The 21,819-nt window shown below is 72.0% G+C and carries 17 protein-coding genes; 12 read left to right on the top strand and 5 right to left on the bottom strand.

Annotated elements, in window-relative coordinates; all coding sequences use genetic code 11:
- Positions 1 to 139: 139 nt before the first annotated feature.
- The 3 genes from ACTMS9_RS17280 to ACTMS9_RS17270 all read left to right on the top strand — a co-directional run bounded on the left by ACTMS9_RS17280 (position 140) and on the right by ACTMS9_RS17270 (position 4,491).
- Positions 140 to 1,057, top strand: coding sequence for an IniB N-terminal domain-containing protein (locus ACTMS9_RS17280; protein ID WP_441147737.1), 918 nt, complete (start codon positions 140 to 142; stop codon positions 1,055 to 1,057).
- Positions 1,058 to 1,171: 114 nt separating this feature from the next.
- A complete protein-coding gene (locus tag ACTMS9_RS17275; RefSeq protein ID WP_441165450.1) occupies positions 1,172 to 3,025 on the top strand; it encodes a dynamin family protein in 1,854 nt (617 codons plus the stop codon).
- Entirely contained in the window at positions 3,022 to 4,491 is a 1,470-nt protein-coding gene (locus ACTMS9_RS17270; RefSeq protein WP_441165449.1) for a dynamin family protein, read from the top strand. The genes ACTMS9_RS17275 and ACTMS9_RS17270 overlap by 4 nt, the downstream gene beginning before the upstream one ends.
- 67 nt (positions 4,492 to 4,558) lie before the next feature.
- Here ACTMS9_RS17270 and ACTMS9_RS17265 read toward each other — a convergent pair whose 3' ends face one another.
- The 4 genes from ACTMS9_RS17265 to ACTMS9_RS17250 form a co-directional block, all read right to left on the bottom strand.
- The gene (locus tag ACTMS9_RS17265) at positions 4,559 to 8,854 is read right to left on the bottom strand and encodes a GH92 family glycosyl hydrolase (protein ID WP_441165448.1); all 4,296 of its coding nucleotides are present in this window, start codon (positions 8,852 to 8,854) and stop codon (positions 4,559 to 4,561) included.
- A gap of 123 nt (positions 8,855 to 8,977) precedes the next feature.
- Positions 8,978 to 12,142: a hypothetical protein gene (locus tag ACTMS9_RS17260; protein ID WP_441165447.1), complete on the bottom strand. Its 3,165-nt coding sequence runs from the start codon at positions 12,140 to 12,142 to the stop codon at positions 8,978 to 8,980.
- A 130-nt stretch (positions 12,143 to 12,272) separates the two neighbouring features.
- On the bottom strand, positions 12,273 to 13,043 hold the full coding sequence (locus tag ACTMS9_RS17255) for an SDR family NAD(P)-dependent oxidoreductase (RefSeq protein WP_441147747.1): 771 nt from the start codon (positions 13,041 to 13,043) through the stop codon (positions 12,273 to 12,275).
- 64 nt (positions 13,044 to 13,107) lie between these two features.
- The gene (locus ACTMS9_RS17250; RefSeq protein ID WP_441165446.1) at positions 13,108 to 13,668 is read right to left on the bottom strand and encodes an NADPH-dependent FMN reductase; all 561 of its coding nucleotides are present in this window, start codon (positions 13,666 to 13,668) and stop codon (positions 13,108 to 13,110) included.
- Positions 13,669 to 13,770: 102 nt separating this feature from the next.
- Here ACTMS9_RS17250 and ACTMS9_RS17245 point away from each other — a divergent pair, with 102 nt between their 5' ends.
- Positions 13,771 to 14,247, top strand: a complete 477-nt coding sequence (locus ACTMS9_RS17245) for a MarR family winged helix-turn-helix transcriptional regulator (RefSeq protein WP_441165445.1) — start codon at positions 13,771 to 13,773, stop codon at positions 14,245 to 14,247.
- Positions 14,248 to 14,316: 69 nt separating this feature from the next.
- On the opposite strand, the gene ACTMS9_RS17240 is transcribed toward ACTMS9_RS17245, so the two are convergent.
- Positions 14,317 to 14,913, bottom strand: coding sequence for a TetR family transcriptional regulator (locus ACTMS9_RS17240; RefSeq protein WP_441147753.1), 597 nt, complete (start codon positions 14,911 to 14,913; stop codon positions 14,317 to 14,319).
- Between the two features lie 168 nt (positions 14,914 to 15,081).
- Between ACTMS9_RS17240 and ACTMS9_RS17235 the strand changes: the two genes are divergently transcribed.
- From ACTMS9_RS17235 to ACTMS9_RS17200, 8 genes are read left to right on the top strand one after another with little or no spacing between them, the layout of a single operon-like run.
- Positions 15,082 to 15,843 carry an SDR family oxidoreductase gene (locus ACTMS9_RS17235; protein WP_441165444.1) on the top strand — a complete coding sequence of 254 codons (762 nt, stop codon included), beginning with the start codon at positions 15,082 to 15,084 and terminating at the stop codon, positions 15,841 to 15,843.
- Positions 15,843 to 16,625 (top strand): SDR family oxidoreductase, encoded by a 783-nt coding sequence (locus ACTMS9_RS17230; RefSeq protein ID WP_441147757.1) that lies wholly within the window; start codon positions 15,843 to 15,845, stop codon positions 16,623 to 16,625. The genes ACTMS9_RS17235 and ACTMS9_RS17230 overlap by 1 nt, the downstream gene beginning before the upstream one ends.
- Positions 16,622 to 17,605: an NADPH:quinone oxidoreductase family protein gene (locus tag ACTMS9_RS17225; protein ID WP_441147759.1), complete on the top strand. Its 984-nt coding sequence runs from the start codon at positions 16,622 to 16,624 to the stop codon at positions 17,603 to 17,605. Before ACTMS9_RS17230 ends, ACTMS9_RS17225 begins: the two co-directional genes overlap by 4 nt.
- Positions 17,602 to 18,315: an HAD family hydrolase gene (locus tag ACTMS9_RS17220; RefSeq protein WP_441165443.1), complete on the top strand. Its 714-nt coding sequence runs from the start codon at positions 17,602 to 17,604 to the stop codon at positions 18,313 to 18,315. The genes ACTMS9_RS17225 and ACTMS9_RS17220 overlap by 4 nt, the downstream gene beginning before the upstream one ends.
- Positions 18,312 to 19,067, top strand: a complete 756-nt coding sequence (gene fabG / locus ACTMS9_RS17215) for a 3-oxoacyl-ACP reductase FabG (protein WP_441147762.1) — start codon at positions 18,312 to 18,314, stop codon at positions 19,065 to 19,067. The genes ACTMS9_RS17220 and fabG overlap by 4 nt, the downstream gene beginning before the upstream one ends.
- Positions 19,068 to 19,084: 17 nt before the next feature.
- On the top strand, positions 19,085 to 19,537 hold the full coding sequence (locus tag ACTMS9_RS17210) for a MaoC family dehydratase (RefSeq protein ID WP_441165442.1): 453 nt from the start codon (positions 19,085 to 19,087) through the stop codon (positions 19,535 to 19,537).
- Positions 19,534 to 20,562 (top strand): phosphotransferase family protein, encoded by a 1,029-nt coding sequence (locus tag ACTMS9_RS17205; RefSeq protein ID WP_441165441.1) that lies wholly within the window; start codon positions 19,534 to 19,536, stop codon positions 20,560 to 20,562. Before ACTMS9_RS17210 ends, ACTMS9_RS17205 begins: the two co-directional genes overlap by 4 nt.
- Positions 20,562 to 21,794, top strand: coding sequence for an acyl-CoA dehydrogenase family protein (locus ACTMS9_RS17200; RefSeq protein WP_441165440.1), 1,233 nt, complete (start codon positions 20,562 to 20,564; stop codon positions 21,792 to 21,794). Before ACTMS9_RS17205 ends, ACTMS9_RS17200 begins: the two co-directional genes overlap by 1 nt.
- Positions 21,795 to 21,819 lie beyond the last annotated feature (25 nt).

Raw genomic sequence — 21,819 nt, 5'->3', positions numbered from 1 at the left:
AACGTACGAGACGGTGAGCACCCTAATCCGGCGGGGCGGATTGCGGGCCGATCCCCGATGACCGATGCCGGCGCCCGGCCATAGTGTCCCTGTTGACGATCACGGTCGCTGACGCCAACGTCCGAGGAGAAACCGGCACATGGACCAGACCCTGCACGACTTCGTGCTCAACCTGCTGACCAACCCTGACGCCAAGTCGGCGTTCGACCTCGACCCGGAGGGCGCGCTCCAGGCCGCCGGGCTCACCGACATCACCGCTGCCGACGTGCAGGACGTGGTCCCGCTGGTCGTCGACTACGCCCCGGTGCACGGGCTGGCGCCGGTGGCCCCGGTGGCGGGGCAGCTCGGGGCCGACCCGCTGCTGGCCGACACCACCGACGTGGTGGCCCAGCTCCAGGCCGTGCCGCAGGACATCACCATCAGCAGCTCCTACTCCGGAGTGGACGTCAAGGCCGGCGTGCTGGGCGCCATCGCCGTCGACCCGACGGGCGTCGCCGCCGGGGCGACGCTGCTGCCCGGGATCGGCCTGGGCGTCGGGCCGAGCGGCCTCGAGACCGACCTGACCGGCGTGCACGACGTGGCACACACCCTCGACGCCGACGTGGTGGGCGCGGTGGACACCGTGGCCGACCCGGCGGTCGGTGACGTGGCCGGCATCGCCGGCAACCCGGACGCCCTGCTCGACGGCACCGACGCCGGCCTGCTCGGCACCCCGGACGGCCTGCTCGGCGGCCCGCTCTCGGGCACCTACGGCCAGGTCGGCGGGGTCGTCGACTCGCTCGGCGTCGACGACACCCTCGGCGGGCTCGGTGTGACCGACACCCTGGGCGGGCTCGGCGTCAGCGGCTCCGGCGGCCTGGTCCCGCAGGTCGACGTGTCGTCCACGGTGGGCGGCGTGACGCACCAGGTGGACGGTGTCGTCTCCGGCGTCACCGGCACGGTGGGCAGCGTGACCGGTGACGTCAACGGCGGTGTGAGCGGCGACTCCGGGGTCCACGCCGATGCGTCCGCGTCGGCCGGCGGCGGGCTGCTGGGTCTCGGCGACGGCCTGCTCTGATCGGGGCTCCGCGAAGGCGGAAAGCCGGATCGCCACGCGCGATCCGGCTTTCCGCCCGTTCTTGCCAGTTCGCTACTTGCTAATTGCTCCGAAATCCGCACACTTGGTGCGGTGATGGCGGGGATCTGGCTGGACGCGCTCGACGGGATCGCCCGCACGTGCCGCGAGCACGGGCGGGCGGACCTGCTTCAGGCGGTCCGGCAGAAGCGCGCCCAGCTGCTCGACCCGAAGCTGCGCGTCCTGGTCGTCGGCGAACCGCACCAGGGTAAGAGCCAACTCGTCAACGCGATCGTGAACGCACCGGTGTGCCCGGTCGGCGACGGCCGCACCACCGTCCTGCCGACCGTGGTGCAGCACGCCGAGGTCGCGTCGGCCACGGTGGTCCAGGCGGCGTCCGCCTCCGGGCGACCCGCCGGCGCCTCCGTACCGACGACCGCCGAGCGGACCCCGGTACCGCTGGACCAGATCGCGGCCGGGGTGGCCGGCACGCTGGGCCGCCGGTCCGGCGGCGGCCCAGCGTACGTCGAGATCGGACTGCCGCGCGCGCTGCTCGGCGCGGGACTGGTGCTGGTGGACACCCCCGGCACCGACGAGGTGGCCCTGATCGGTGCCGGCGCCCCGGCCGCCGCGCTGAACCGCGCCGACGCGGTGCTGGTCGTCTCCGACTCGACCCGGGAACTCTCCGTCGCCGAGCTGAACATGCTGTTGCACGTCACCCGGTCGCACCCGAACGTGGCGGTGGTGCAGACCAAGATCGACCTGGTGCCGGACTGGCGCGCGGTCGCCGAGCGCAACCGCCAGCACCTGGCCGAGGCGGGCGTACCGGCGGCGCTGATCCCGGTCTCGGCGGCGTTGCGCCTGCGCGCGGCGGTCACCGACGACCACGGCCTCAACGCGGAGTCGGGCTTCCCGCAGCTGATCGCGCGCCTGCAGCGGGACCTGGCCGGCAAGGGCGACGGGCTGGCCCGGGCCTCGGTCGCGATGATCGCCCGCACCGTGGTGGAGCAGCTCGCCGCGCCGCTGCGCGCCGAGCTGGAGAGCCAGGAGGTGGAGGAGCAGTCCGGCCCGATCTCCCGGCTGCACGCGGCCCAGCGCGAGGTCGACGAGCTGCGCCGCTGCTCCACCCGCTGGCAGAACACCCTCGCCGACGAGATGGCCGACCTGCTCTCCGACATCGAGTACGACCTGCGCGACCGGACCCGGCAGATCCTGCGGATGGTCGACGAGGCGTTCGACACGGCCGACCCGCTGGTCTCCTGGGACACCTTCCAGGAGTGGTTGCAGCGCAGCCTGGTCGAGGCCGCCGAGGCCAACCACGAGTGGTTGGCCCAGCGCTGCGACTTCGCTGCCCGGCGGGTCGCCGGCAACTTTGCCCGGTACGGCTACGACGTGCTGCCGCCCTGGTCCATGAGGGTGCCGGAGGATCTCGTGGACCGGCTGCCCGAGATGGAACGGCCGACCATCGACCGGTTCACCGCGAGCCAGAAGGTGATCACCGGCATGAAGGGCTCGTACGGTGGCCTGCTGATGTTCGGCCTGGCGATGACCCTCGCCGGCATGCCGATGATCAACCCGGTCTCGATCGGCGCCGGTGCGCTCTTCGGCGGCAAGAGCATCCGGGACGAGAGCAGGCAGCTGCTCCGCCGCCGCCAGGCGAGCGCCAAGACGGCGATCCAGCGGCACGTCGACGACTTCTTCGTCCGGACGACCAAGGACTGTCGGGACACCGCGCGGCAGGTGCAGCGGATGCTCCGGGACCACTTCACCGCGCTGACCGAGGAGTTGCAGGAGGCCATCGTCCAGTCGTTCCGTACCGCGAAGCAGGCCGCCGACACCGACGCGGCCGCCCGCGACCAGCGCCAGCGCGAGATCCGGCTGAAGATGAGCCGGTTGGCCGCCGTCTACGAGCAGGCCCAGCAGTTGACGGCCGCCCGGCCCGCTCCGGCGCCGTTGGAGCCCCGGGCATGACGGTCGGCCTGCGGCTGGACGAGGCGGTCTGGGGGCTGCTGCACCAGGCCCTCCAGCTCTACCGGGACAACCCCCGCGCGACCGGTCACCTCCGGCACCAGTTGGCCCGGCTGGAGCAACCGCTGCGGGTCGCGGTCGCCGGCCCGTGGCGGTCGGGCAAGTCGACCGTGCTGAACGCGATCATGGGCGAGGAGGTCGCGCCGATCGACGGCCCGGACGGCAGCGGCATCTTCACCTGGTACGAGGACGGTCCGCAGCCACGCGCCACCGCCTACTCCAGCAGCCAACCCCCGCAGGAGCTGACGGTGCTCAAGTCGGCGACCGGGATGCGGGTGGACCTCGTCGGCTGGCGGGAGGGCGAGCTGCGCGACATCGTGGTGCAGTGGCCGACCCGGGCGCTGCGGCAGGTCACCCTGATCGACACGCCCGCGATCGTCGGTGCCGACGAGCACGGGCGGGCGCCGGTCATGGACCGGGTGCTGCGGGACGCGGACGCGGTGCTGTACCTGACCCGCGACGGTCGCGGCACCGACCTGCGGGTGCTGGAGTCCACCCGGGACAGCCGGGTCGGGCAGGCCGCCCCGGTGAACGTGATCCTGGTGCTGTCCCGGGTGGACGAGACCGGCGGCGGACGGATCGACGGGCTGCTCACCGCCCGCCAGCTCGCCCGACGGCAGCACCGCGACCCCCGGGTGAACGCGCTCTGCGTGAACCTGGTGGCGTGCAGCGGGTTGCTCGGTCTCGCCGGACGGGTGCTCAGCGAGTCGGACTTCGCCGCGCTCGCGCAGCTGGCCGAGGTGTCGCGGGAGGAGCTGGACCGGCACCTGCTCTCCGCCGACCGCTTCGTCCGCGCCGAGCTGCCGGTACGGCTGGACACCGAGGTACGGGCCGCGCTGCTGAACCGGCTCGGCCTGATCGGGGTCCGGCTGGCGACCACCCTGGTCCGTACCGGCTGCGACAGCCGGGGCAAGCTGGCCGCCGAACTCATCCGGCGCAGCGGCCTGACCGAGCTGCGCGAGTCGATCAGCCGGTTCTTCGTCGACCGACGGGACACGCTCAAGGCCCGCTCCGCGCTCGCCGCGGTGGAGGCGCTGCTGCAGGCCGAACCCGGCCCGGGCACCGGGGAGCTGCTCAGCGCGGTGGAGCAGATCCTCGCCGGTGCGCACGAGTTCCGGGAGCTGCGCCTGCTCGCGGCGCTGCGGACCACCCGGCTCGGGTTCGACGCCGAGCTGGCGGCGGAGGCGCAGCGCCTGGTCGGCGGTGACGGGGTCGGCCTGGCCGCCCGACTCGGCCTGGAGCACGACGCGCCCGTACAGCGGCTCTGGGAGGTCGCCGCCGAGGCGCAGTGGCAGTGGCGCAACCGCGCGGAGGATCCGCTGCTCCGGCTCGCCCAGCGGCGGGGCGCGCAGGTCGTCGTCCGCAGCTGCGAGGGGATGCTCGCCGAGCTGGCCGAGGGCGGCCGGTGACCTGTCGCCCGCCGGCGGGCAGGGTTCGGGGCGCCCGGCGGTTCGCCGGGCGCCCCGATTTCGCCGGTCAGCGCGGGGCGCACTGTCCCGAGGAGCCACCGGTGACCGTGCTGGGCAGCCCGTTGTCGCGGGGCGCCGGGACGTTGTCGGCGCAGGACAGCGCGCCGGTGACCGTGCTGGCGGCGAGCACCGGATCCGCGTTGCCGACGAGGCCGACCGCGCCGACAACCTGACTTGCCTCGATGGCGACCTCGCCGGTGGTACCGGCCACGGTGACGCCACCCCGCACGGTCACGCCGTGCAGCACCACCGCGTCGGCACCGCTGGCCGACACCCCGCCGGAGAGCACGCCACCCCGCACGAACAGCGCGGCACCGGGCTGCACGGTCACCGTCCCGTTGATCGTCGCGCCGGTCAGGCACGTCACGCCGGACGTGACGGTCAGCGCGGCGTCCCGCCGTCCGGTGATCGTCGAGGTACAGGCCGGCGACGGCTTCGCCAGCAACTCCACCTCCGCGAGCGTGGCGGTCGGGTCGGCGGCCGTCACCTCCAGCCGGTAGTGGGCGTACCGGCCGGGCTGGTCGACCTGGAACGACCGGGTCTGCGACCGCCAGGGGAACGACTCGTCGGCCCGGTCGTCGAGCACCGTCCAGTTACGGCCGTCGTACGACCCCTTGAGCTGCCAGCCGTGCAGGTCGCCGGCGACCTTGCCGGAGGTGAGCGTGTAGTGGGTGACCTGCTCCGGGGTGCCGGAGACCTTCCACTGCACCGGGTCGTCGACCGCGACGGTGGTACCCGAGCTGTCGTCCCGCAGCGCGGCGGCCCCGCCGGTGACGGTGATGTCCGCCAGCGGCCGGGCGACCGGTCCCGGCTTGCTGAGCGAGGTCGGCAGGTCTTCGGCCGCGGTGGCCCAGGACGACGGGTACTCGCCCATCTCGAAGTCCAGCACCGCGCCGTCGGCCAGCTCACCGTGCGAGATCGAGGACTTCCGGTGGGCCTGCCCGTCGATCTTCAACCCCTGCACGTAGACGTTGCGGGCGTTGTTTTCGGGTGCGTTGACGACGATCTGCCGGCCGTTGGGCAGGTGCACCGTCGCCTTGCGGAACAGCGGCGAACCGATCACGTAGTCCGCGCTGCCCACCTGGAGGGGGTAGAAGCCGAGCGCGCTGAAGAGGTACCAGGCGGAGGTCTCGCCGTTGTCCTCGTCGCCCGCGTAGCCCTGGCCGATCTCGCTGCCGAGGTACATCCGCGACAGCGCCTCCCGGACCTTGGCCTGCGTCTTCGCCGGCTGCCCCGCGTACGTGTACATCCACGGGATGTGGTGGGCCACCTGATTGCTGAAGCCCCACATGCCCATCCGGACGTCCCGCGCCTCGATCATCTCGTGGATGGTGCCGCCGTAGGAGCCCGGGAACTTCGCCGTCTCCGGGGTGCGGAAGAACTCGTCCAGCTTGTCGGCCATCTGCTGCCGACCGCCGTACAGGTTGGCCAGGCCCTGGCCGTCCTGCGGGACGTGGAACGCGAAGTTCCAACCGTTGGTCTCGGTGTAGTCGTGCTCGTGGCCCCAGACCCGCGGGTCGTACTCCGCCGGGGTGGACTTCCACTTCCCGGCGGCGTCCCGCCCCTGGAAGAAGTCGACGTGCGGGTCGAACATGTGCACGTAGTTCTGCGCCCGGTTGCGGAAGTACTCCGACTCCTCGCGGTAGCGGGCCCGGTCGGTCTCCGGGGTGGCGGGGTCGTCGGCGAGGGCCGCGCCCATGTTCGCGATGCCGAAGTCGTTGAGGTAGCCCTCCAGCGCCCAGGAGACCCCTTCGGGTACGTCCGACGCGGTGTACCCCTGGAAGATCGACGTCTGGAGTCCCTTGCGACCGACGCTGGTGTTGTTCGGGTTGCTGCCCGGCGGGCTGACCGTGGCGTTCTTCACCGCCGCCTCGTACGCGGCCTTGACGTCGAAGTCGCGCACGCCCTTGACGTACGCGTCGGCGAACGACACGTCCGAGCTGGTGCCGGTCATCAGGTTCGCGTACCCGGGCGACGACCAGCGCGACACCCAGCCGCCGTCCTTGTACTGCTGCACGAACCCGTCGACCAGTTCGCCGGCGGTGTCCGGGTCGAGCAGCGTGTACGCCGACCAGGTGGTGCGGTACGTGTCCCAGAAGCCGTTGTTGACGTACACCTTGCCGTCCACGACCGGGGCGCCGGTCCGGGTGGGGGTGGTGCCGGCCGGGATCGTGCTCGACGTGGTCGACTGCACCGCGTGCTTCCAGAGCGGCGCCTCCGGCGTGCCCACGTTCTCGTGTGCGGAGTTGGGGTAGAGCGAGAGCCGGTAGAGGTTGGAGTACAGGGTGGTGAGCTGGTCCTCGGTGGCCCCCTCGACCTCGATCACCCGCAGTTTGTCGTCCCAGAGGCGCTGCGCGCGCTCGCGGACCGTCTCGAGGGTGTCGTCGCGGCCGATCTCGTTCTCGAGGTTGCGCCGGGCCTGCTCCACCGAAATGAGCGAGGTGGCGATCCGCAACTCGACGGTCTTGGTCTGTCGGGTGTCGAAGGCCAGGTAGCCGGTGACGTTGGACCCACCGCCGCCGGTGAGCCGGCCGCTGGCGGTGACCGGGGCGTCGACGACGCCGTGGACGAACATCCGGCCGGCGCCGTTGGACAGCCCGCTGCGCACGTCCGAGTAGCCGCTGACCACGCCGTCGGCGCCGAGGGTGAGGCCACCGTTGTTGTTGACGTTGTCGAAGATCAGGTTGCCCCGGTCGCCGGTGAAGGTGAACCGGAACAGCGCGGCGTGGTCGGTCGGTGCCAGCTCCGTCCTGAGGCCGTTGTCGAAGGTGACGCCGTAGTAATGCGCCTTCGCCACCTCGTTCTCGTGCCCGAACGGCAGCGCCCGGGCGGACCGGCCGGCGGCGGGCACCCCGGTGGCCGGTGACGGCATCACCTGGAACGTCTGCCGGTCACCCATCCACGGGCTCGGCTCGTGGCTGACGGTGAACGCCTGCAGGGCCGGGCGGTTGGTGGCGGTGTTGCGGCTCTGGTAGTCGTACAGCCAGCTGATGGAGCCCGCGTTGGTCATCGGGGTCCAGAAGTTGAAGCCGTGCGGCACGGCGGTCGCCGGGATGTTGTTGCCCCGGGAGAAGCTGCCGCTGGAGTTGGTGCCGCGGGTGGTGAGCACGTGGTCGGAGGGGCGCGGCTTGGCCACCTCGGCCGGGTTGCCGGTGATCCGGATGTCGTCGACCCAGCCGTTGAACAGGCCGGTCCCGGTGGTGCTGTCGTAGGCCAGCAGGACGCGGTCGACGCGCTTGCCGGCGGCGACCGCGCCGATCCGGGACCGCTTGACGTTCCACTGGTCGGCGTAGAGCGACTTGGACTCACCCTGCGCCTGCGGGCTCAGCCCGAAGCCGTGCTGGTCCACCGCGCCCAGCTCGCTGAGGTAGGTGCCGTCGTCGAAGGCCAGGTCCACCGCCGCGTAGGTGCTCGGGTAGTCCAGGTCCTGCCCGGTCAGCTCCGGGAAGATGACGTACGACAACTCGGTCCGGTCGGTCACCGTGAGGTCGACGTCGAAGACCTTGTTGTACGCGTACCCCCGCCCGCTGACGGTCTGCCCGCCGGAGTACTGCAGCGCGCGGACCCCGGTCCAGCCGACGTTCGGCTTCATGGTCGGGCCGTTGACCGGGCCGCCGCTGCTCATGGTGCGCATGTTGCTGGGCGGCGGGGGAGTGGTGTCGCCGTTGGAGAGCTGAAGCTCGGCGAGCTGGGTGATGCCGCCCCCGCCGATCGCGGTGACGTTGAGCCGGTAGTAGGGATACGCGGTGGCGTTGTCGAACCGGTACTCCCTGGTCTGGAAGCGCTCGGAGAACTGCTGCCCGGTCCGGGTGTCCAGCGTGGTCCAGTTCTCCCCGTCCGCGGAGCCCTGCAGGGTCCAGTCCTTCGGGTCGCGTTCCGGTGCGTCGTTGGCGGAGGTCAGCGCGTAGTGCACGACGGCGACCGGCGCGTCGAGTCGGACCCGTACCCAGCCGGTCGGCGTGAAGGTCAGCCACTTCGTGCTGACATTGCCGTCGATGACCCGGTCCGCGGTCTCGCTGGGCGGGTTCTCCCCGTTGGCGGTGACCTCGGTGATCCGGCCGGCCAGGTTGCCGGGGATTCCCTTGACCGGGCTGCCGGTCACCCCTGAGGTCTTCTCGGCGCCACCGGCGTCGGTCTCGGTGGTGTTGATCCAGGTCGGCTGGGGATCGCCGGCCTCCAGCGAGGTGGAGAAGTCGGTGGCGGACGCTTCGGGGGCCGCCAGCGCGGGCGGCGGTGCGGCGGGAACCGCGAGGCTCGCCACCACCACGACCGGCACCAGGAACCTGCGTCTACTACGCCTCATGCGAAAACCTCCAGAGGGGACGGCCGAATGCGACGGTCGCGCACCCGGTTGGAGATTTCGTCAGCGTTCGCGGCACATGACAAAGCTGTCAAGAGCCCTAACTAAAGTTCCGACGCGAGCCGGTCAGGCTCTCCGCCGGCCGTGATTGACCGACAGCAGCAGACCGACGGCGGTCAGGGCGGCGCCGGCCACGGCGGCGTACCCCGGGAGGCCGGCGGGGATGCCCAGGTAGACGGTGATGCCGAGAATGCGGGACAGGCCCCAGGGCAGCAGCGCCAGCTGGTCGTTCCACACCGTCAGCGCGCGCTCCAGCCCGACCGCCGTGACCAGGCCGGACAGCAGTCCGAGTGGGACACCCGCGGCGGTCAGGGTCAGCCCGACGGCGCTGCGGCGCCGCAGACCGTACCGGTCGCGCAGCACCACGGCGGTGGCCACGAAGAGCCAGCAGAACGCCGCGAACGCGACGGTGACGTAGACCGTGCGCAGGGCAGGCGCGGTCCAGAAGGCGAACCAGTACTTCCCCGGCCCGCGTCCGGCGAGCGCCGCCAGCAGCAGCACGCTGCGCAGCAGCGCGACGCCGCCGACCACGGCCCACAGGTGGAACGGGTCCCGCCGGCCGACGACGAGGCGTACGACCAGGGCGAACAGCGCCCACCCGCCCAGGGTGACCAGCAGGTGCGCGGGGGCGGCGAACCAGGTGAACACGAGCCGGCTCGCCACCAGCACCACGGCCGGGACCAGCCACACCAGCACCCGGTCTGACCGCGACTGCGGCGCCGGCAGGGCGGCGACCCGCCACGGCCGGACCGCGCCGAGCAGCAGACCCCGCGCGGCGGCGCCGCCGAACCCGCGCCCGCGCACGCCGAGCAGCACCACCACCAGGATCAGCCCCAGCAGCACGCGGGCCGCCCAGGCCATGGCCGGGTCCCGGTCCGCGCGCTGCGCCCCCAGGTCGGCGGCGGTGAAGTTGTACGCGGGTAGGTCCAGGTCGGTGCCGTAGCGCTGCCGGTGCACGTCGCGCGCGTCGCGGTAGGCCGTCTCGGCCAGCCGCCAGCCGTCGTGGGCGGCCGCCGAGCCGGTGTCCAGCCACTGCGCGTGCCGCAGCACCATGGTCCGGTAGGCGCCCAGCGTCTCGAAGAGGTTCACCTGGTAGTCGAGGGTGCTGGTGAAGTGCTCGCGCAGCCCGGCGTCCCGCCAGGTCGCCGGGTCGGTGGCGGCGACCAGATCGCGCATCCGCCGGGCCAGCGCGACGGCCTGCTCGCCCTCGTCGATCGCCGCGTCGACGCGACCGCCGGTGACCGCGTAGATGCTGTCGAGCGCGGCGGAGTCGCCGGTCGGGATGTCCCACTCGAAGATCCACATCATCGGCGGCGGCTCCAGCCCGAGCGCCCGTACCGACCTGTCGGCGTACGGCCCGATGTAGAGGCCCTTGGTGACCGCCTGCCGGGACAGCGCCATGGCCTGCCCGATCGCGCCGACGGTGGCCGGGTCGGCGGAGAACGTGCGGTACGCCCAGTCCGCCGTGACCTGGGCCGGATCGGCGTCCGGATCCCAGGCCAGCCGGGCGACGGCGTACGTGTTCAGGTCGTACAGCTGCCAGAATCCGGTGCGCAGGTAGAGCGACATCGGCCCGGCGCGCAGCGGGCCGCCGTCCTGGGTCCAGTTCCAGACGCCCTCGACCTTCGGGTTGGCGGCGAGGAACTCGCGCAGCGCCTGGCGGTGCAGCGGGCCGAGGTCGTTGGGGAGCGAGCCGAACGCCTCGAACTCGCGCCGGGCCTGGAACTCCACGATGCGGCGGTGCTCACCGGCCAGCAGGGTGGTGTTCAGCGGCAGGTGACTGTAGAAGTCGCCGAGGGTGTACTTGGTGGAGACGATCAGGTGCGGGTCGTCGAACCCGCCCAGCACCTGTGCGTACGACTCGGGGTTGGTGTGCAGGTCGCCGACGGCGCCGACGCCGACGGTCCAGGTGCGGAAGATGACCTCCTTGCCGGCCTTCCCCGCGGTGTCCAGCAGCGCCCGCAGCATCGCCCGCACGGACGCGTCGGTGGTGACGGCGAGCTTCGACGAGTAGTCCCAGCCGTCCTCGGCGTACACCTCGCCGCCCTCGCCGATGCGGACCATCAGGCCGTCGACGAACGGCATGTTCTCGAACAGTTCGGCCAGCCCGGCCTGGTAGACGGCCCACAGCCGGGGGTCGGCCACGTCGAGCCCGCCGACGGTCCTCGTCAGGTACGCCTCCAGCGGCGGTGACACCGCGAGCATGTCGGTGAGCAGGAAGACCTTCACGCCCATCTCCTCGGCGTACCGGAAGACCGGGCCGAACGCCGCGACCATCGCCTGCGCGCGTTCGACGTGCGTGTCGCCGGCCGGATACACCGCGTGCCCGTCGCCGACCTTGGCGAAGGTGACGTACTCCAGGAAGCCGGGCACGACGACCGCGTTGTAGCCCTGCGCCACGGAGTGGTCGACGAACTGCCGGAACTGCGCGTCGATGCGGGCCACCGCGTCCGCGTCCACCCACGGTGCCTGCGGCAGCAGCGCCTGCCCGACCACGTCGGCGTTCAGGTTGTAGTCGTCGCCGGCGGCGAAGGCGGCCGGGTCGGGCTCGCGGCCCACCGAGCCGGCGTCGGTCAGCCGCAGGCCGAGCCGGGGCGTGACCACCCGGCCCGCCTCGGCGGGTGGCAGCGCCTCGGCGCCGGAGCGGATCCGGTCGGCGAGCCGGTACAGCCCGGCCGCGATGCCCGCGACGTCGCCCCCCTCGACGGCCAGCTCGGTTCCGCGCACGCTGAGCCGGTAGGACTCCGGCGCCGTGGCCAGGGTGGCGAGCACGCCCGCCCGCAGCGTGGTCACCGCCGTGCCCGCCGGGGCCGAGGGCGCGGCGGTACCGGCCGCGCCGGCCTGCCGGGTGCCCGTGGCCAGTCCGGCCGTGCTCCGCGTACCGACGGCAGGCTGCGCGGTGGTCGCGGTCCCGGCCGGTGGCGTGCGGCCCGGCGCCGGCGGGTTGACGACCGGGCGGGGCAGGCCGCGGGAGACGAGCGCGTCGGCGACGGCGGCCGCGGCCTTGATGGTGCGCGGCTCGTCCGGCACGACCATGGACGCCAGCGGCGGCGCCGGTGCGGCCACCCGCTGCGGCGCGGCGGCGACGTCCTCGCGCGGCACGGCGGCGGGGGTGTGGCTCAGCCCGAGCGCGTCCCCGACTCCCCAGGCCACGCCCGCGCCGAGCAACACCAGGACGATCGCGGCGGCGAGCAGCGGGTACGGCCGCCGGACCGGGGCAACGTGAATCACGCTCGCATAGTAGGGGTGCGGTTGACCTGTTGGACAGGACCGAACCGGTGGCGGGCTGTCCGGTCGCGGCCCGGCGGCAGATGCACGTCGGCGCGCGCTCGGATCGGGCGCGCGCCGGCGTCTGGTGGGATCAGGTGAAGTTGGCGCCGCCGTCGACCAGCAGCGACTGGCCGTTGATGTAGGCGGCGTCGTCGGAGAAGAGGAAGGCCACCATCGCGGCGAGGTCCTCCGGCCTACCCAGCCTCGTCGAACGAACCGACGCGAGAATCTGCTCCCGGAATTCGGCCGTGGTGGTCTTGAGCGCCGCGCCGGTGAGGATCACGCCCGGCGACACCAGGTTGGTACGAACGCCGTGCTTGCCGCCGACCGTCGCGGTGTGCCGGGTGAGGCCGATCAGTCCGCTCTTGGCCGCCTGGTAGGCGACGTGGTCGCTCTCGCCCATCCAGACGGCACTCGACATGGTGTTGACGATCGAGCCGGCGCCCTGCTTGATCATGATCGGCAGCGCATCTTGGATGCCGTGCATGTATCCGGTGAGGGTGACGTCGATGGTGTGCTGCCAGACGTCGTCCGGTACCGACATGACGTCGGTGTCCCGTCCCACGTTCTGTGGCGAGAGATCGGCGGCCACGTTGAACAGGCCGTGCAGGCCGCCGAACCGGTCGACCGTAAAGTTGATCAGCTCGCGGTAGGACTGCCCGTCGGTGATGTCGAAGCTCCGCGCCACGGCTGTTCCGCCGGCAGCGGTGATCTCGTCGACCACGGTCTGGGCGGCGGCCTGGTTCAGATCCGCCGCGACGACCAGCATGCCTTCCTCGGCGAGCCGGATCGCGGTCGCGCCGCCGATGTTGCCCGGTGCCGCACCGGCGACGAGGGCGACCTTGCCTGTGAGTCCACGCATTGTCCTGTCCCTTCACCATTGGAAGTTCAGTTCCGGTAGCAACGGCTATCGGTGGTGCGGTTGATCAGTTGGTGCGCAGCGGCTTCAGGGCCTCGCTCCAGGCCACGACCTGGTCGAGGGTCACGGTCAGCGCGTCCCGCTGGAAGTCGTTGGGCTTGAAGACGCTGAAGTTCTCGAAGTCGGTGAAGAGCGAGAGGGCCACCTGGGACCGCACGTCGGCCATCTGCAGCTCGCCGGCGATGAGCCGCAGGTGCTCCACCGCCCGGGCTCCACCCACCGAGCCGTAGCTGACGAACCCGACGGCCTTGTTGTTCCACTCGTTGTAGAGGAAGTCGATCGCGTTCTTCAGGGCGCCGGACGTGGAGTGGTTGTACTCCGGCGTCACGATCACGAACCCGTCGAACGACGCGATCGTCCTGGCCCACTCCAGCGTGTGCGGCTGCTGGTACTGCCCCATCGCCGGCGGGTAGACCTCGTCGAGGTGCGGCAGCTTGTAGTCGAGCAGGTCGACGAGGGCGAACTCGGCGTCGGTGCGCTCCTTGGCGACGTCGTACACCCACTGGGCCACGGCCGCTCCGTTACGCCCCGGCCGGGTGCTGCCGATGATGATTCCGATCCTGGTCATGTGCTCCCCCTGGTGACGATCGGACACCCCCTCCGGATGTCCTTGCTTCGCGAAGCAACCATAGCGCGGGTAATTGCTCCGTCAAGCAAGTATGCTGGGGGCATGTCCACCGTCACACCGAAGTCGCCACCGGCCCCGAAAGGGCCGCAACCTCTCAACGCGGACGAAGAGGCCGTCGTCCGGGCCCTCCCGCGGATCATTCACGCCCTGCCCCGCGCCATCGACGCCGACCTCGTACGCGAGCAGGGACTGCCCAGCATCGAGTACGAGACCCTGATGCATCTCTCGGAGGCGCCCGACCGGCGACTGCGCATGAGCGAGCTGGCCGCCGCCTGCGAGATGTCGCTCAGCGGCATGAGCCGCGTCGTGCAGCGGCTGGAACGGCAGGGGTACGTCCAGCGGGTCAGGTGCGCGCAGGACGCCCGCGGCTGGAACGCCGTCCTCACCGACGCCGGCCTGGCCCGCCTGACGCAGGCCTGGCCCACCAACCTGGCCGCCGTACGCCGGCACTTCCTCGACCACCTGGCGGGCCTCGACCTCAAGCAGCTCGCCGAGGCCCTGGGAAAGGTGGGCACCTGAGCCGACGGGCGGCTTCCCAGTAACGACCAGCTGGTCGTGGTCCGGGGCCCGATCGCCCCGCTGTGTCGTTCAGCGGGCCCCGACGATACGGAGCGCCACCTCGGCGTACTGGGTGGCGATGTACTCGGGGCTCCAGCCGCCGTCGTCGCGGTACCACCGGCCGAGGTCGACGCCGAGGGACAGCAGGGCCGCCCCGGCGATGCGCGGATCGGGGGTGTCGAAGACACCGGCGGCGACGCCCGCCTCCACGAGCTGGCGGAACGCCTGCTCGATCCGGTGGCGCACGGCACGGATCTCGGCGAGATGCTCGGGGCTCAGTGCGGCCAGCTCGTAGTTCACGACCCGGGTGCGGGTGTGGTCGCGGGCGTGCGAGACGACGAAGTCGTGGACCGCCCGCCGCAGCGCCGTGGCCGGGTCGTCGGACGACGCGATCGCCTCCTGCACCAGGCGCAGCACATGGTCGTGTCCTGATCGTGCGATCAGGTAGAGCAGCTCCTCCTTGGATTTGTGGTGCACGTAGAGCGCGGCCGGGCTCAGCCCGGCCGCGGCGGCGATGTCGCGTGTCGTCGTGCCGTGGAAGCCTCGCTCGGCGAACGCGTCGACGGCCGCCTCGAGCAGCCGGGCGCGGGTCGCGTCGGCGCGAGAGTGATCGGCGGTGTAGGTCAACCCGCGTCCATCCTTCCTTCTGCCTGGCCGGCATTGATACCACAACGCCCGGTGGGCCGGCCGGATGTCGACCACCGGGCCGGACCTGTTGACGGCAGCCGCTGCGGCGTCGCACACTTCATCGAGCCTAACGTAAGCAAGCGCTTAGTAACCCTGAAGGGGAGGCCCGTGTCCCAAGCTGCAGCGACGTCCACGAGATTCACCGGACGAACGGCGATCGTGACCGGTGCCAGCCGGGGCATCGGCCTGGCGATCGCCGAGCGACTGGTGGCCGAGGGCGCCAAGGTCGTCATCACCGCCCGGAAACAGGAGGCGCTCGACCAGGCCGTCGCCCAGCTGGGCCCGGAGCACGCGCTCGGCATCGCCGGCCACGCCGACCACCAGGCCGAGGTCGTCGCGCGCGCGGTCGACACCTTCGGCGGCGTCGATCTGCTGGTCAACAACACCGGCATCAACCCGACGTACGGCCCGATGGTCGAGCTGGACCTGGCCGCGGCCCGCAAGATCTTCGAGGTGAACTGCCTCGCCGCCCTGTCCTGGGTGCAGCAGGCCTATCGGGGCTGGATGAAGGAGCACGGCGGCGCCGTGGTCAACGTCTCCTCGGTCGCCGGCCTGCGGCCCGCGCCCGGCATCGGCTTCTACGGGGCCAGCAAGGCGATGCTCACCCACCTCACCCAGCAGCTCGCCGTCGAGCTCGGCCCGGACATCCGGGTGAACGCGGTGGCCCCGGCCGTGGTGAAGACGAAGTTCGCCACCGCCCTGTACGAGGGTCGGGAGGAGCAGGTGGCCGCGGCGTACCCGCTCAAGCGGCTCGGCGTCCCCGACGACATCGGGAGCGTCGTCGCGTTCCTGCTCTCCGCGGACGCCGCCTGGATGACCGGTCAGCTGCTGGTGGTCGACGGCGGCGTCACCCTGACCGGAGGTGTGTGATGCCGGTACGGGACAAGGGCGTGGTCGTCACCGGCGCCGGCCACGGCATCGGTCGCGCGCTCGCCACCCGACTCGCCGCTGAGGGCGCGCGGGTCGTCGTCAACGACCTCGACGCCGAGGCGGCCGTCCGGGTGGCCGAGGAGATCGGTGGCTGCCCCGCCCCCGGCGACGCCGCCACCGAGCAGGGGGTTACCGCGCTGGTCGAGGCGGCCCGAGGTCACCTGGGCAGCATCGACGTCTGGGTCGGGAACGCCGGAATCGACCGCGGCAACGGGCTGCTGGCCACCGAGGAGGACTGGGCGGCCAGCCACGAGGTGAACGTCCTGGCGCACGTACGGGCCGCGCGACTGCTGGTCCCCGGCTGGGTCGAGCGCGGCTCGGGTCGGTTCGTGGTGACCGCGTCGGCGGCCGGGCTGCTCACGATGATCGGGAGCCCGACGTATTCGGTCAGCAAGCACGCCGTCGTGGCGTTCGCCGAATGGCTGTCGTTGACCTACCGGCACCGTGGCGTCGTGGTGCAGGCGATCTGTCCGCAGGGGGTGCGGACCCGGATGCTCGACAACGCCCGGCCGTTGCAGGAGTTGCTCAGCCACGATGCGGCGCTCACCCCCGAGGACGTCGCCGAGGCGACGTGGCAGGCCCTCCACGACGACCGGTTCCTCGTCCTGCCGCATCCCCAGGTGGCCACCTACTACGCACACCGCGCCACCGACACCGATCGCTGGCTCAACGGGATGAACAAGCTCCAGCGACGACTCGAGGACCAGGGGGCAGCCCGATGAAGGCATGGCGGGTCGCCGAGCTCGGTGAGCCCCGCGACGTGCTGCGGCTCGTCGACGTGGCCGAGCCGGAGCCGGGCCCCGGGCAGCTCGTGGTGCGGGTGCTGGCCGCTCCGGCCAACTTCCCGGACGTCCTGATGTGCCGTGGCGAGTACCAGGTCAAGCCGGAGCTTCCGTTCACCCCGGGGGTCGAGCTGTGTGGCGAGGTCGTCGCGCTCGGCGAAGGTGTCGACGGGTTCGCCGTCGGCGACCGGGTGCTCGGTGGCGCGACGCTGCCGTACGGCGGGTTCGCGGAGTTCGCCCTGCTGGCTGCGGCGGCCACCTTCCCCGCGCCCGCGCAGCTCGACGACGCCGAGGCGGCCTCGCTCTACATCGGGTACCAGACGGGCTGGTTCGGCCTGCACCGGCGGGTCGGGCTGCGCGCGGGCGAGACGCTGCTGGTGCACGCCGCGGCCGGCGGCGTCGGCAGCGCCGCCGTCCAGCTGGGCAAGGCGGCCGGCGCCCGGGTGATCGGCGTCGTGGGCGGTCCGGAGAAGGCGGCAGTGGCCCGGGCGCTCGGCGCCGACGTGGTCGTGGACCGCCGGGAAGAGGACTTCGTCGAGGTGGTCAAGGCCGAGACCGGTGGTCGGGGCGCCGACGTCGTCTACGACCCGGTCGGCGGCGAGACCTACCAGCGTTCGACCAAGTGCGTCGCCTTCGAGGGCCGGATCCTCGTGGTCGGCTTCGCCGGCGGTCAGATCCAGTCCGCCGCGCTCAACCACGCCCTGGTGAAGAACTACTCGATCGTCGGCCTGCACTGGGGTCTGTACCACCGCTACGACCCGGCGGCCGTGGCCGAATGCCATCGGGCCCTCACCGCGTTGGCCGCCCAGGGTGCGGTACGACCCCTGGTCAGCCAACGCCTCGCGCTCGACGAGGTGGCCGACGGGGTGCAGGAGCTCGCCGACGGCGTCACCGTCGGCCGGGTGGTGTACGTCTCGTGAGCACCGCCAACCAGGTGGATGCCGTGGTCTTCGACTACGGCGGCGTGCTCACCGGACCGGTCCGGGACTCGATCGCCGCGTGGCTGCACGCCGACGGCATCGACCCGGCCTCGTTCTCGCGCACGCTCAAGGCCTGGCTGTCCCGCGCCGCCCCGGACGGCACCCCCGTCCACCGCCTGGAGACCGGGGCGCTGAGCGTCGACGAGTTCGACGCGCTGCTCGCCGCCGAGCTCACCACGCTCGACGGGCGTGCGGTCGATCCGGTCGGCGTCCTGGCCCGGCTCTTCGCCGGGATGCGCCCCGACCCGGCGATGTTCGACCTGGCCCGGCAGTTGCGCGACGCCGGCGTGCGCGTCGGCCTGCTCTCCAACAGTTGGGGCAACACGTACCCGCGCGAGCTGATCGACGGACTCTTCGATCCCGTCGTCATCTCCGGCGAGGTCAACCTGCGCAAGCCGCTCGCGCCGATCTACGCGTTCACCCTGGAGCGGCTCGGGCTGCCGGCCGACCGGGTGCTCTTCGTCGACGACGCCGAACCGAACGTGCTCGGCGCCCGCGCGGTCGGCATGCGGACGCTGCTGCACACCGACGCCGACAGCACGCGGGCCGCGATCGCCGAGCTGCTTCCCGCCTGCCGCAACGGCCTCCCACGGCCGCGGCCCGGAGCCGACCTGCCCCATCCCGCCCGCACCGAGGAGTTGACCCCATGACCGTCACCCGCACCGCAGTCGTCACCGGAGCGGCCCGTGGCATCGGCGCCGCCGTCGCCACGCGCCTTGCCCGGGACGGCTTCGCCGTCGCCGTCGTCGACCTGGACGAAGCGGCGGGCAAGCCGGTCGTCGAGGAGATCCAGGCCGGCGGCGGCCGAGCCCTGGCCGTCGGCGCCAACGTCGCCGACGAGCAGGCGGTGCAGGCCGCCGTGGACCGGGTCGTCGAGGAACTGGGCGAGCCGACCGTGCTGGTCAACAACGCCGGTATCACCCGCGACAACCTGCTGTTCAAGATGACCGCCGACGACTGGGACGCGGTCCTGAACGTGCACCTGCGTGGCTCGTTCCTGATGAGCCGTGCCGTGCAGGGCTACATGACCAAGGCCGGTTGGGGGCGGATCGTCAACCTGTCCAGCACCTCGGCCCTGGGCAACCGGGGTCAGGCCAACTACGCGGCCGCCAAGGCCGGCCTGCAGGGCTTCACCAAGACGCTCGCCCTGGAACTCGGGAAGTTCGGCGTCACGGCGAACGCCATCGCCCCCGGCTTCATCGAGACCGAGATGACCGCCGCCACCGCGGCGCGGGTCGGCATGGCCTTCGAGGACTTCAAGAACGCCGCTGCGGCGCAGATCCCCGTCGCCCGTACCGGCACGCCCGAGGACATCGCGCACGCCGTGTCGTTCTTCGCCAGCGAGGGAGCCGGTTTCGTGTCCGGCCAGGTGCTGTACGTCGCCGGCGGGCCGAAGGCCTGACCGGGAAAGGAGAGATGATGAAGGTCTTCCACGGCATCAATGAGCTGGAGCAGGCGGTCGGCAGCCACCTCGGCTACTCCGACTGGCACACCGTCACGCAGCAGCAGATCGACGCCTTCGCCGAGGCGACGGGTGACCGCCAGTGGATCCACGTCGACCCCGCGAAGGCGGCGCACGGCCCGTTCGGCGGCACCATCGCGCACGGATACCTGACCTTGTCGCTGGTGCCGATGCTGGTCTGGCAGGTGTACAAGGTGGAGGGGCTCAGCATGGGCGTGAACTACGGCGCCAACAAGCTCCGCTTCCCCTCCCCGGTCCCCGTCGACTCTCAGGTGCGGGCCGGGGTGGAGCTGCTGTCGTTGGTGCCCGGCGGCGGTGGCTACCAGCTCACGGCGAAGGTGACCGTCGAGCTGGCCGGCGCCGAGAAGCCGGCGTGCGTGGTCGAGACCGTCAGCATCCTGGTGCCGTGACCGCCGACGAGCGGCTCGGCCCGCCGGGCCTCGACCTGGCCCGACTCGCCGACTGGTTCGCCGCCGCGGTTCCCGAGGCGGCCGGGGAGCTCACCGCCCGGCTGGTCGCCGGCGGCAAGTCCAACCTCACCTACGAGGTCGGTGACGGGCGGCGGACCTGGATCGTCCGGCGGCCGCCGCTGGGGCACGTGCTGGCCACCGCGCACGACATGAGCCGGGAGTACCGCGTCATGTCGGCGCTGTGGACGACCGACGTGCCGGTGCCGAAGACGTACGCGCTCTGTTCCGACGCCGACGTGCTGGGCGCCCCGTTCTACGTGATGGAGCGGGTCGACGGTACGGCGTACCGGCACGCGGCCGAGCTCGAGCGGCTCGGCCCGGAACGTACCCGGGTCATCTCGACCCGGCTGGTCGACACCCTGGCCGCGCTGCACGCGGTCGACCCGGTGGCCGTGGGGCTGGCCGACTTCGGCCGGGCGGACGGCTTCCTGGCTCGGCAGGTGAGTCGCTGGAAGAAGCAGCTCGACGCGTCGTACTGCCGGGACCTGCCGGCCGCCGACGAGCTGCACGCCCGCCTGGCGTCCGGCGTGCCGAGCGAGTCGACGCCGGGCATCGTGCACGGCGACTACCGCCTCGACAACGTCCTCACCGACGACCGCGACCGCCTCGCGGCCGTCATCGACTGGGAGATGGCCACCCTCGGCGACCCGCTCACCGACCTGGCGCTGCTGGTGCTCTACCAGCGCCTCGGGCGGCTCGTCGGAGTGGCCGTCGCCGACGCCTCGTCCGCGCCCGGCTTCCTGACCGAGGACGAGATCCTCGACCGGTACGCGGCGAGCAGCACCCGCCCCCTCCCGCCACTCGGCTTCCACCTCGGGCTGGCGGCCTTCAAGCTGGCCGCGATCCTCGAGGGCATCCACTACCGGCACCTGCGCGGCCAGACCGTCGGCTCCGGCTTCGAGCGCCTCGGCGAGGTCACCGAGCTGCTGCTCGACGCGGGCCTGACCTACCTCAAGGAGCACTGATGGACTTCGCCCTGGACCCGAGGACCGAGGGGCTGCGGGACAACCTCCTGGACTTCATGGACAGCCACGTCTACCCGGCCGAGCACGCCTTCCACGAGCAACTCGGGCAACTCGGCAACCGCTGGGCCTGGGACGCGGTGCCGGTGCTCGCGGAGCTGCGCGCCGCCGCGCGGAAGCGCGGGCTGTGGAACCTCTTCCTGCCGGGTACGCACGGAGCCGGCCTGACCAACCTGCAGTACGCCCCGCTGGCGGAGATCACCGGACGTAGCCACCTGGCGCCCGCCGCCCTGAACTGCGCCGCCCCGGACACCGGCAACATGGAGGTGCTGGCGATGTTCGGCACCGAGCAGCAGCGCAAGCAGTGGTTGGAGCCGCTGCTGGAGGGTCGGATCCGGTCGTCGTTCGCCATGACCGAGCCGGACGTGGCGTCCTCGGACGCGACGAACATCTCGACCCGGATCGAGCGGTCCGGTGACCAGTACGTGATCAACGGCCGCAAGTGGTGGATCACCGGCGCGATGAACCCGAACGCCCGGATCCTCATCGTCATGGGCAAGACCGACCCGGACGCCGAGCGGCACCGTCAGCAGTCCATGGTGCTGGTCCCACGGGACACCCCGGGCCTGGTGATCAAGCGCGGCATGGAGGTGTTCGGGTACGACGACCACGACCACGGCGGGCACGCCGAGCTGGAGTTCCACGACGTACGCGTGCCGGTGGAGAACCTGATCGGCGGCGAAGGCGACGGCTTCGCGATCGCGCAGGCCCGGCTCGGCCCCGGCCGCATCCACCACTGCATGCGCTCCATCGGCGTCGCCGAGCAGGCCGTCGAGCTGATGTGCGCCCGCGCCGAGCAGCGGACCGCGTTCGGCAGGCCGCTGGCCGAGCAGGGGGTGATCCGCGACTGGATCGCCGAGTCCCGGGTGCGGATCGAGCAGCTGCGACTGCTGGTGCTCAAGACGGCCTGGCTGATGGACACCGTCGGCAACAAGGGCGCGCACACCGAGATCCAGGCGATCAAGATCGCCACCCCCGAGACCGTCCTGTGGATCCTGGACAAGGCGATCCAGGTGCACGGCGCCGCCGGCCTCTCCCAGGACTTCCCGCTGGCGGGCGCCTACGCCCGCATCCGCACCCTGCGCTTCGCCGACGGACCCGACGAGGTGCACAAGAACGCCCTGGCCCGCCACGAACTGCGGCGCCAGGCGGCGAGGCGGGCCAACCTGGCCTGACCCTCCGGAATCCGCTGCCGGATCG

This window comes from Micromonospora sp. L31, from assembly GCF_052068075.1.
Taxonomy (GTDB): domain Bacteria; phylum Actinomycetota; class Actinomycetes; order Mycobacteriales; family Micromonosporaceae; genus Micromonospora; species Micromonospora purpureochromogenes.
The sequence above is the reverse complement of the archived record's forward strand: the minus strand, read 5'-3'. Positions and strand labels throughout refer to the sequence as shown.